Annotated in this window: 10 protein-coding genes and 1 pseudogene; 7 read left to right on the top strand and 4 right to left on the bottom strand. The window is 69.2% G+C overall.

Features of this window, described 5'->3' with window-relative positions; genetic code table 11:
* Both VHK87_RS11260 and VHK87_RS11255 read left to right on the top strand, forming a co-directional pair.
* Positions 1-432, top strand: a 432-nt coding sequence (locus VHK87_RS11260; protein WP_329634989.1) for a 2-dehydro-3-deoxygalactonokinase, incomplete at its 5' end; no start/stop codon positions are given.
* On the top strand, positions 429-1,055 hold the full coding sequence (locus VHK87_RS11255; RefSeq protein WP_329634988.1) for a 2-dehydro-3-deoxy-6-phosphogalactonate aldolase: 627 nt from the start codon (positions 429-431) through the stop codon (positions 1,053-1,055). The genes VHK87_RS11260 and VHK87_RS11255, both read left to right, overlap by 4 nt.
* Before the next feature lie 66 nt (positions 1,056-1,121).
* Here the strand turns inward: VHK87_RS11255 and VHK87_RS11250 are convergent, their stop codons facing one another.
* Positions 1,122-1,310, bottom strand: a complete 189-nt coding sequence (locus VHK87_RS11250) for a hypothetical protein (protein WP_329634987.1) — start codon at positions 1,308-1,310, stop codon at positions 1,122-1,124.
* A 26-nt stretch (positions 1,311-1,336) separates the two neighbouring features.
* On the bottom strand, positions 1,337-3,616 hold the full coding sequence (locus VHK87_RS11245) for a family 1 glycosylhydrolase (RefSeq protein ID WP_329634986.1): 2,280 nt from the start codon (positions 3,614-3,616) through the stop codon (positions 1,337-1,339).
* Positions 3,617-3,759: 143 nt separating this feature from the next.
* Here VHK87_RS11245 and galE point away from each other — a divergent pair, with 143 nt between their 5' ends.
* Both galE and glf read left to right on the top strand, forming a co-directional pair.
* Positions 3,760-4,863, top strand: coding sequence for a UDP-glucose 4-epimerase GalE (gene galE, locus VHK87_RS11240; protein ID WP_329634985.1), 1,104 nt, complete (start codon positions 3,760-3,762; stop codon positions 4,861-4,863).
* 272 nt (positions 4,864-5,135) lie between these two features.
* A complete protein-coding gene (glf, locus tag VHK87_RS11235) occupies positions 5,136-7,400 on the top strand; it encodes a UDP-galactopyranose mutase (RefSeq protein WP_329634984.1) in 2,265 nt (754 codons plus the stop codon).
* A gap of 62 nt (positions 7,401-7,462) precedes the next feature.
* Here glf and VHK87_RS11230 read toward each other — a convergent pair whose 3' ends face one another.
* Positions 7,463-7,657, bottom strand: a complete 195-nt coding sequence (locus VHK87_RS11230; protein ID WP_329634983.1) for a hypothetical protein — start codon at positions 7,655-7,657, stop codon at positions 7,463-7,465.
* A 175-nt stretch (positions 7,658-7,832) separates the two neighbouring features.
* On the opposite strand from VHK87_RS11230, the gene VHK87_RS11225 reads away from it, so the two are divergent.
* The 3 genes from VHK87_RS11225 to VHK87_RS11215 all read left to right on the top strand — a co-directional run bounded on the left by VHK87_RS11225 (position 7,833) and on the right by VHK87_RS11215 (position 9,259).
* On the top strand, positions 7,833-8,084 hold the full coding sequence (locus tag VHK87_RS11225; RefSeq protein ID WP_329634982.1) for a DUF6894 family protein: 252 nt from the start codon (positions 7,833-7,835) through the stop codon (positions 8,082-8,084).
* Positions 8,085-8,236: 152 nt separating this feature from the next.
* Positions 8,237-8,986, top strand: coding sequence for a Crp/Fnr family transcriptional regulator (locus VHK87_RS11220; RefSeq protein WP_329634981.1), 750 nt, complete (start codon positions 8,237-8,239; stop codon positions 8,984-8,986).
* A gap of 63 nt (positions 8,987-9,049) precedes the next feature.
* Positions 9,050-9,259 carry a hypothetical protein gene (locus VHK87_RS11215; protein WP_329634980.1) on the top strand — a complete coding sequence of 70 codons (210 nt, stop codon included), beginning with the start codon at positions 9,050-9,052 and terminating at the stop codon, positions 9,257-9,259.
* On the opposite strand, the pseudogene VHK87_RS11210 reads toward VHK87_RS11215, so the two are convergent.
* A pseudogene (locus VHK87_RS11210) lies at positions 9,256-9,495 on the bottom strand (hypothetical protein); the annotation flags it as partial. The gene VHK87_RS11215 and the pseudogene VHK87_RS11210 sit on opposite strands and share 4 nt — an antisense overlap.

Genomic DNA, 9,495 nt, shown 5'->3' with positions numbered 1-9,495 from the left:
CGCATCGTCCGCTTCGTGACCGCAATGACCGGCGAACTGTTCGCGGTGCTTCGCCAACACAGCGTCCTGAAAAGCGACGCCTCGCCCGACGACGAGGCGGCGTTCGACGCGGGCCTGGCCGCCGCTGGCGACGGCGGAGGGCTCGCGGCCCGGCTGTTCACCGCCCGCTCGCGGGTGGTGGGGCAGGGGGCTCCCGCCGAGAGCACGCCCGCCTATCTGTCGGGCCTGTTGATCGGCGCCGAGGCGGCCAGCCTGCCGCAGCTGCTCGACCTGCCCAACGACGCGCCCGTCGCCCTGCTGGGGGATCGCAAGCTCACGCGCTGGTACGCCCGCGCGCTGGGCGCCCGCGGCTGCCGCGTCACCGAGCACGACGGAGAGGCCGCCGCCGTCGCCGGGCTCTTCGCCCTGGCCCAACTGGAGAGCGTCCGATGAGGGTTGCCGAAGCGCTATCCGAATGCCCCGTTGTCGCCATCGTCCGTGGCGTGCGTCCCGACGAGGTGGTCGCGCATGCCGAAGCCCTCTACGCCGCCGGCGTGCGGGGCGTGGAGGTGCCGCTCAACTCGCCCGATCCGTTCGAGAGCATCCGCCGCCTGTCCGAAGCCGTGCGTGGCCGCATGGCGTTCGGCGCTGGCACCGTGCTTCGGCCCCAGGACGTCAACGCCGTCCAGGACGCCGGCGGGACCATCATCGTCTCGCCCAACACCCAGGTCTCGGTGATCCGCCGGGCCCTGGAGCTCGACCTCGATCCGGCGCCCGGCTTCGCCACCGCCACCGAAGCCTTCGCCGCATACGAGGCCGGCGCCCGCCACCTGAAGCTGTTCCCGGCCGCCACCTACGGCCTCGTCCACCTGCGCCAGCTGAAGGCGGTGCTCCCCCCTGACGCCATCGTATGGGGCGTCGGGGGCGTCGGCCCCGACTCCATGGCCGACTGGTGGGCCGCCGGCGCCCGCGCCTTCGGCCTTGGCGGCGAGCTGTACAAGGCCGGTCAGAGTGTCGAGGAGACCGCGGCCAAGGCCGAGAAGGTGGTCGCGGCCGCGCGCGCGCTCCCCACCTAGGGCCGAGCCGCCGCCAAAGCCCTCGTCCCGACAAGAGCCGGGAGAAGTGGGAACCGGTGCGGGGAGTTAGGCCCGATCCGCGTCTGAGACTTCGCCGCGCTTTCGGCTGTCAGGGGAGGGGCGCTGGCCCTTGGCGGTGGTGTTGCCCGTCGGATCGGCGGAGACGCCCGAGGACGCGCCCCTGCCGCCACCCTTGCCGCTGCTCTTGCTGTTGCCGCCTTCGCGGGCCTGGGATGCGGTCTTCTTCTGGGCCATTACACGCCTCCGTTCACTGCAAGCGATCAACCTCGGCCCACGCGCGTACGTTCCCGCCGCGCATGCAGGTGGTCGAACTCGGTGTGAGCGGGCACGGTGCGGTCGACCCAGGCCTCCGCCTCGCCGGCGAACTCGGCCGAGCTGACGATTGCGGCGAAGCGGCCGATGGCGTTTTCCAGCGAAGGCAGCAACTGACCCCGTTCGGTGCCCAGCGCCACGTTGGCCGGGCGCTGCGCTGGCCAGCCGAACTCGGCGGCGGGGACGCCGCGCACCAGCTCCACGTCCAGGTTCAAGGCCGCGGCGATCAGCTGGGCGAACTCGGCCCACGAGACCGCTCCCTCGTTGGCCAGGTGCCAGAGCCCGGTCGCCCCGTCGATCGCGAGGTCCAGCACGCTCTCCACGAGGTCCGGCACATAGGTCGGCGAGATGGTCAGGTCGTTGGCCGCGGTGAACTCATGGCCGCGCTTCACGGCCCGCAGCACATGGGCGGCGAAGTTGTGCTGGTCGTAAGGGGAGAAGAAGGCCGCGGTGCGCACCATCAGCGCCCGCTCGCTCGCTCCCAGTATCGCCCGCTCCGCCTCGGCCTTGCTGCGCCCGTAGATGTTCAGCGGCGCGGTGGCGTCGCTCTCCACGTACGGGCGGCCCAGCCGGCCGTCGAACACCAGGTCGCTGGAGAAGCCCACGAAGCCGATCCCGGCCGCCTCGCAGGCCTGCGCCAGCCGCACCGCGCCGGCGGTGTTCGCCTCCATGCAGCCGTCGCACTCGGCCTCGGCGTCGTCCACCCGAACCCAGCCGGCGGTGTTGATCACTCCCCAGGGCCGGAAGGTCCGCAGCGCCTCGGCGATGGAGGCGCCGTTCGCCAGGTCCATCTGGGCGCGGCTGGTCAGCACATAGTCGATGCCGCGCCACTCGCAGGCCCTGGCGATCGCCTTGCCCAGCGTGCCCGTCGCGCCGGTGATCAGCAGCGGCCGGGCCGGGGAGGTGGGCGCGCGCCACTCGGCCCGCGGCTCCGGCGTCTCCAGGGTTCGGAACACCGGCCGGAACTCCAGCCGGATGTCGCGCCGCCACCAGCCGGGGCCGTCCGCGGTCGGGTGCCGCTCGGCGGCGGGGTCGGTGAGGCTTTTCAGGAAGGCCGCCGCCGCGGTGGGGCGAGGCTCGCCGCCGCGCAGATCGAAGACGCCAGGCTCGTAGTGGCCGATGCGCCGGGTGAGCAGGCTGTTCCAGTCGTACGAGCCGAGCAGCGCCCAGGCGGTGACCGCCTCGATGGGCGCGCCGCGATCGCGCAGCCGCAGCGCCGCGTCCCAGGCCTCACGCAGCCAGCGCACCTGCTCCTCGCGGGTGCAGCCGTTGTGCGCCTCGGTCACCGCCAGCGGCAGGCCATAGCGGGTCCAGGCCTCCTCCAGCACCCCTTCCAGGCCGCCGGGGCCGGGAAGGGCGACGCGCACCGCCTCCACGTCGGCGAAGCGCATGTACTCGTTCCCACCGCAGCGGTCGGGCGGGTAGTTTTCGCAGCGGTGGTCCAGGAACCGGTCGCTGGTCAGGTAGTGGTTGACCCCGATCACGTCCGGCGGACAGGGATCGGCGGCCATCGCCTCCAGCCGACCCTGCAGGCCGAAGCTGCATAGCCGGGCCCAGAACGGGTGCTCCCGGGTCACCTTTCCGCACAGCAGGTCCCAGGTCATCCAGCGGCGGGTGTTGTCGAACTGGGCCTGGTCGGCGACCTCGCGGGTCGAGTAGGTCCGGCCCAGGTCCTCGGTCTGGATCAGCCGGGCCTTGGGGTTGACCGCGCGGATCTCGCGCATCGCCAGCCGCACCGCGTCCACCTGGTTGACCAGCGCCGACCAGAAGAAGCTCTCGTCCGTCTGGTGCGGGTACCAGTGGCCGTAGAGGCAGGAGAACCTAGCCGTGGTCAGCGGCTCGTTCACCGGCGTCCAGTCGCCGATCCACGGATAGCGCTCGGCGACCGCCCGGGCGTATTCGGCCAGGCCCGTCGCGAAGCCCTCGTCCACCAGGCTGGTGCGCTTGGGCCCGCTGCCGTGGTGTACGAGCCCGGCGATCGGCCGCATGCCCAATTCCTGCAGCCGGCCCAGCCGCTCGTCGGTCCAGCTCCAGTCGAAGCGGCCGCGCTCAGGGGAGACCCGCTCCCATAGCACCGGATAGCGCAGCGCCTTGATCCCGAGCCCAGCGAAGAGGTCGAGGTCCGAGAGCCTGTCCTGGTGACCGCTGCGGCGGGTCTGGTCGTAATAGGTCCCGCCGACGCGGTTCACGGTGCACTCGTGACCGCCCCAAAGCTCGAGGTCTGACATGAAACGACGAAGGCCTCCCGCAGCCTCTACCGAGCGCATTAAGACCGGTCTGTCCTAGTTCGTTCCGAAAACTACAATTGATAAGCTTGGCTGTCGGGCGTCCGACAGAGGAACCCAGGCTTGGGCGTAGGAATTTAGAAGGCATGGAACAAGCTTCGAGGGGCGCGGTGCTTGTCACCGGAGGCGCCGGCTATATCGGCGCGCATACGGCCAAGGCGCTGGCAGAGCAGGGCTTCCGTCCCATCGTCTTCGACAACCTGAGCTCCGGCTTCCGCGAGGCCGTGCGCTGGGGCGAGTTCGTCCACGGCGACATCCGCGACACCCGCGCCGTTCGCGAGGTGATGGAAACGCATGGCGTGCGCCAGGTGATCCACTTCGCCAGTCTTATTGAAGTCGGTCGCTCCGTCGTCCGCCCCGACCTGTTCTGGGACGTCAACGTCGGGGGGACGGTGAGCCTCCTGAACGCCGCCCGCGAGTGCGGGATTTCGCGCTTCGTCTTCTCATCGACCGCGGCGGTGTATGGACAGCCCGAAGGCCTGTCGGCCCACGACCTGCTGTCGGAGCGGCTTCCGAGCGCGCCCACCAGCCCCTATGGCGACACCAAGCTCGCGTGCGAGCGGATGATTGCCGCCTATTGCCAGGCCTTCGGGCTCTCGGCGGTTGCTTTACGATACTTCAACGCCGCCGGCGCCGATCCTTCGGGCCTGATCGGCGAGGCGCACGATCCCGAGACCCACCTGATCCCGCTGGCCATCGCCGCCACCCTCGGCCACGGCAAGCCGCTGACGGTGTTCGGCCAGGATTTCCCGACCCCGGACGGGACCTGTCTGCGCGACTACATCCACGTGGTCGACCTGGCGGCCGCCCACGTCGCCGCGCTCACCGTCGACCTGCCGGCTGGCGCCTTCGAGGCGGTGAACGTCGGCACGGGCCACGGCTACTCCGTCATGGAGGTGATCGAGGCGGTCGAGCGGGCGCTGGGTCGGCCGGTCCCGCGCAGCGTCGGCGGACGGCGGGCCGGCGATCCGCCCGGCCTGGTCGCCGATCCCGCCCGCGCCCGCAGCTTGTTGGGCTGGAGCCCGGCCCGCTCATCGCTTGATCAGATTGTCGGCGACGCCGCCCGCTGGCACGCCAACCAGCGCTATGGCCGCGCCGCGCATGCTGAAGCCAGAGCGGCGCCGAAACAACAGCCGCAAGCTGCTGAAGTAGAAGGAGGTGGCCGCTTAAGCGCACAGAGTGCTGTTTGAGTGTATGTCATTCACCTGAGTTAAGTCTGCGATTTTCTTCCGGAAACGCGAAGAAGACCGGGAACCTGAACTCGCGCCGAGACGTTTGTGCGGTGCGTCGTCGTCCAACTTAGTCCAAGAGGAATCCGGCCTTGAACACGCAATGGGGTCCAGGCGCCACTGGCGCTGCGTCATGGAAAACGCAAGCCTCTGTGCGTGCCCGAGGTCGTCAGACGCTGATCTGCTTTTCCCACCTGCGTTGGAACTTCGTCTTCCAGCGTCCCCAACACCTGATGACCCGCTTCGCGCAAGACGGTCGCCGGGTGATCTTCTGGGAGGAGCCGGTCTCCGGGACGGAGCCTGTCCCCAGCCTGGACGTGAACACCTGCCCTCAGAGCGGCGTCGTCGTCGCCACCCCGGTGCTGCCGGAAGGCTTGACCACGGCCGAGCGGGAGGCGGCCCAGCAGCGGCTGCTCGACAACCTGCTGGCGGCCCACCCGGGCGACCTGATCCGTTGGTACTACACCCCGATGATGCTGGGCTTCTCCCGGCATCTGAACGCGGCCTGCACCGTCTATGACTGCATGGACGAACTGGCCAACTTCAAGTTCGCTCCGCCGGAGCTGACCAGCCGCGAGCGCGAACTGTTCCGCATCGCCGACGTGGTGTTCACCGGCGGCTACAGCCTCTTCGAGGCCAAGCGCGACCGCCACCCGAACATCCATCCCTTCCCCTCGAGCGTCGACCGCGCCCACTTCGCGCAGGCGCGCGAGGCCCAAGAGGAGCCGCAGGACCAGGCAAGTCTGCCCCAGCCCCGCTTCGGCTTCTACGGCGTCGTCGACGAGCGGATGGACCTCGACTTGATCGCCGCCATCGCCGACGCCCGGCCCGAGTGGAGCCTGGCGATCGTCGGCCCGGTGGTGAAGATCGACCCCGCCGACCTGCCGCGCCGCGACAACATCCATTACCTGGGCGGCAAGGGCTACGAGGACCTGCCCCGCTACCTGGGCGGCTGGGACGTCGCCCTGATGCCCTTCGCCATCAACGAGTCCACCCGCTTCATCAGCCCGACCAAGACGCCCGAATACCTGGCCGGCGGCCGCCCCGTGGTCTCCACCCCGATCGTCGACGTCTGCCGCCACTACGGCGACCTGGAAGGCGTGAAGATCGCTGCCACGCCCGAGGACTTCGTCTCCGCTTGCGACGCGGCCCTGGAGCTCGCCCGCTCCGGCGGCGCCTGGCTGGAGGAGGTCGACAGGACGCTGGCCGAGCTCTCCTGGGACGAGACCTTCCAGCGCATGAACGGCCTGATCGGCCAGGCGATGGCCAAGTCCGAGGCCGAGGCCTCGGCGGCGCTGGCCAAGACCATCCCTGCGCCGGTGGTGCGCCCGGCCTCGCGCCGGCGGCCCTACGACTACCTGATCGTCGGCGCGGGCTACGCCGGCTCGGTGCTGGCCGAGCGGCTGGCCACCGGGCTCGGCAAGCGCGTGCTGCTGATCGACCGCCGCAGCCATATCGGCGGCAACGCCTATGACGAGAAGGACGCGGCCGGGGTGCTGATGCACCGCTACGGTCCGCACATCTTCCACACCAACTCGGATGATGTGGCGAACTACCTGTCGCAGTTCACCCGCTGGCGGCCCTACGAGCACCGGGTCCTGGCCTCGGTCCGGGACGGCCTGCTGGTGCCGATGCCGATCAACCGCACGACGCTGAACGCCCTCTACGGCCTGGACCTGAGGACCGACGAGGACGCGGAGGCCTTCCTGGAAAGCCGCGCCGAGCCTGTGGAGAAGATCCGCACCAGCGAGGACGTGGTGATCTCCAAGGTCGGCCGCGAGCTCTACGAGACCTTCTTCCGCGGCTACACCCGCAAGCAGTGGGCGATGGACCCCTCCGAGCTCGACAAGTCGGTGACGGCCCGCGTGCCGACCCGCACCAACACCGACGACCGCTACTTCACCGACAAGTTCCAGGCCATGCCGGCCGACGGCTACACGCGGATGTTCGAGAACATGCTCGACAACCCGCTGATCACCATCCAGACCGGCGTCGATTTCGACGACGTGAGCTCGGAGGCTGCCTACGACCGGCTGATCTACACCGGGCCGGTGGACGAGTACTTCGGCCACCGCTACGGCCCGCTGCCCTACCGGAGCCTGAAGTTCCGCCATGAAACCCTGGATCAGGAGCAGTTCCAGCAGGTCGGGACGGTGAACTATCCGGACGAGGCCGTCCCCTACACCCGGATCAGCGAATACAAGCACATGACCGGCCAGGTCTGCCCGCGCACGACCATCACCTACGAGTATCCGGCGGCCGAAGGCGACCCCTACTATCCGGTGCCGCGCCCCGAGAACCAGGCGCTCTACAAGCGCTACGAGGCCCTGGCGCTGGACACGCCCGAGGTGACCTTCGTCGGTCGCCTGGCGACCTACCGCTACTACAACATGGACCAGGTCGTGGGGCAGGCGCTGGCCACCTACCGCCGCATCGCTGAACGCGAGGGCCGCGTCGGCGCCGTCACCGCCCGCGGAGCCGCCGCCGCGGCGGGCTGATCAGCCGATCCCTCTTCCGCCCTTGGCGGGAGAGGGACGCCTCAGGCGCGTCGAAAAAGGCGTCAGGCGGCCGCTTCGTCGGCGCAGGGCAAGCGCGCGACGAACCGCCGGCCGTGCCAGAGCTCGACCGTGGGCGTGGCGTGATCGCAGAGCTCGTGGGCTTTGGCTCGAGCTTCGGCGTCGTCCGCCGCCTCGATCCACTCGCCGGTCTTGATCTTGCCGGCCGGATCGAGCCAATAGACGCGAAAGCTGGTCACCGTTCCCTCCAGCGTAATCTCAGTTCATCGTCTAAGTGACCATTGATCACCCGACGATGCGGCGGAAGGTAGCTTGAGCACGGCGCTCGCCGGGGGCCCGCGGGCCGGACCGGCCCCGCAGCCTACCATCCGCTACTCCCTGGAACTCCAAGACTCCCCGGCGGTTGGCCGTTCGATGCCGCGGTATTATTTCAACGTGCGAGGGCCGTCGGCCTTCGCCGACGACGAGGGGTCCGAACTGCCGGACCTGGCGAGCGCCGAGCTGGAGGCCGTGAGGCTCGCCGGACAGATGCTGTTCGACAACCCGCAGGTGTTGCTGACATCCTCGAAGTGGACCGTCGAGGTCGCCGACGAAGACGGCGTCGTCTTCCTGCTCAGAGTGTCCACGTTGGAGGTCGCGAAGCCGCAGGCGAGGGCGATCGGCTGAGGTGCAGCTTGGCCGTAACTCTCTGCCATTGTTTACATATTTGAATCGCGTGGGCAGCCGGTTTCACGTAGATTATGCCACCGGCAGCAGACGTCCCGGCGCTGCCGGCCGAGAGACGCTGCGTGCTCCCGCCCCTACGGCATGGAGCGCTTATGCAAGACCTTCTTCAATCGGCATCTGGCTACGACCGGCTTCTTCTGAAACTCGAGAGCATCGCTGACCTCTCCTCCGAGGAGCGGGCGGCGCTCCGCAGGCTGCCGATCCGCGTGCGGGACCTCTCCGCCGGCGAGGACTTCGTCCAGGACGGCGACATCCCGACTGAGTCGTGCCTGCTCCTGGAGGGGCTCGCGTGCCGCTACAAGCTGCTAGAGGGCGGCGGGCGACAGATCCTGTCGTTCCACATCCCGGGCGACATCCCGGATATGCAGAGCCTGCACCTGACCCGGATGGACTACAGCATGAGCGCCCTGGGTCGCTCGCAGGTCGCCTACATCCCGCACGCCAGCCTTCGCACGCTGACGCGCGAGCACCCGGGCTTGGCGGAGATCTTCTGGCGCGACACGCTGGTGGACGCCGCCATCTTCCGCGAGTGGATGATCGGCCTGGGCCGGCGTGACGCCGCCTGCCGGCTGGCCCACCTGTTCTGCGAACTCATGGTCAAGTTCCGCGCCGTCCACCTGGCGAACAACGACAAGGCCCCACTGCCGCTGACGCAGGTCGAGCTCAGCGACGCCCTGGGGCTCTCGCCCGTCCACGTGAACAGGGTGCTGCAGGACCTGCGGGGCGCCGGCCTGATCCGCTTCGGCCACGGCGTCCTGGAAGTGCTGGACTGGCAGGGGCTGGTGAGGGCCGGCGACTTCGACCCCTGCTACCTTCACCTGGAGGAGGGGCTGGCGGCCTAGGCCTGCCGCGGCGGCTAGTGGCATGCCGTAGAACGGGGTCCCCGCCTGGGGCGTTGTCACAGCATGACGACCGCAACCGCCACCCTTGTCGCTCGAGCCGTCGAGTATCGCACCAACGCCCGCATCGCCCTTGCGGATATGCAGGCGACCAACCTTCCTGAGCTGCGCGAGAAATATCGGGCCGCCGCCGAGCGCTGGCTGAGGCTGGCTGAGGCGACGGAGGCTCAGGTACAGCGGGCGCAGGAGGCCAGCGCCACGTCGCCCCTTGCCTAAGACTCGTCGTCGTTGTCGCCGACCAGCTTGCGAAGCTGGTGGAGCAGCTCATCCGCCGTGAAGGGCTTGGCCACGAACAGGCTTCCGGTGACGCCGTGCCTGTCGAACTCCGTCTTCGAGGTCTGGCCGCTCACGTAGATGATCGGCAGTTGCGGATCGATGCTTCGCGCGAACCTGGCGACGTCGTAGCCCGTCGTGCCGGTCCCCAGGTTGACGTCGACGATCATGCACGCGAA

This window comes from Phenylobacterium sp. (genome assembly GCF_036263695.1).
GTDB lineage: Bacteria > Pseudomonadota > Alphaproteobacteria > Caulobacterales > Caulobacteraceae > Phenylobacterium.
The sequence above is the reverse complement of the archived record's forward strand: the minus strand, read 5'-3'. Positions and strand labels throughout refer to the sequence as shown.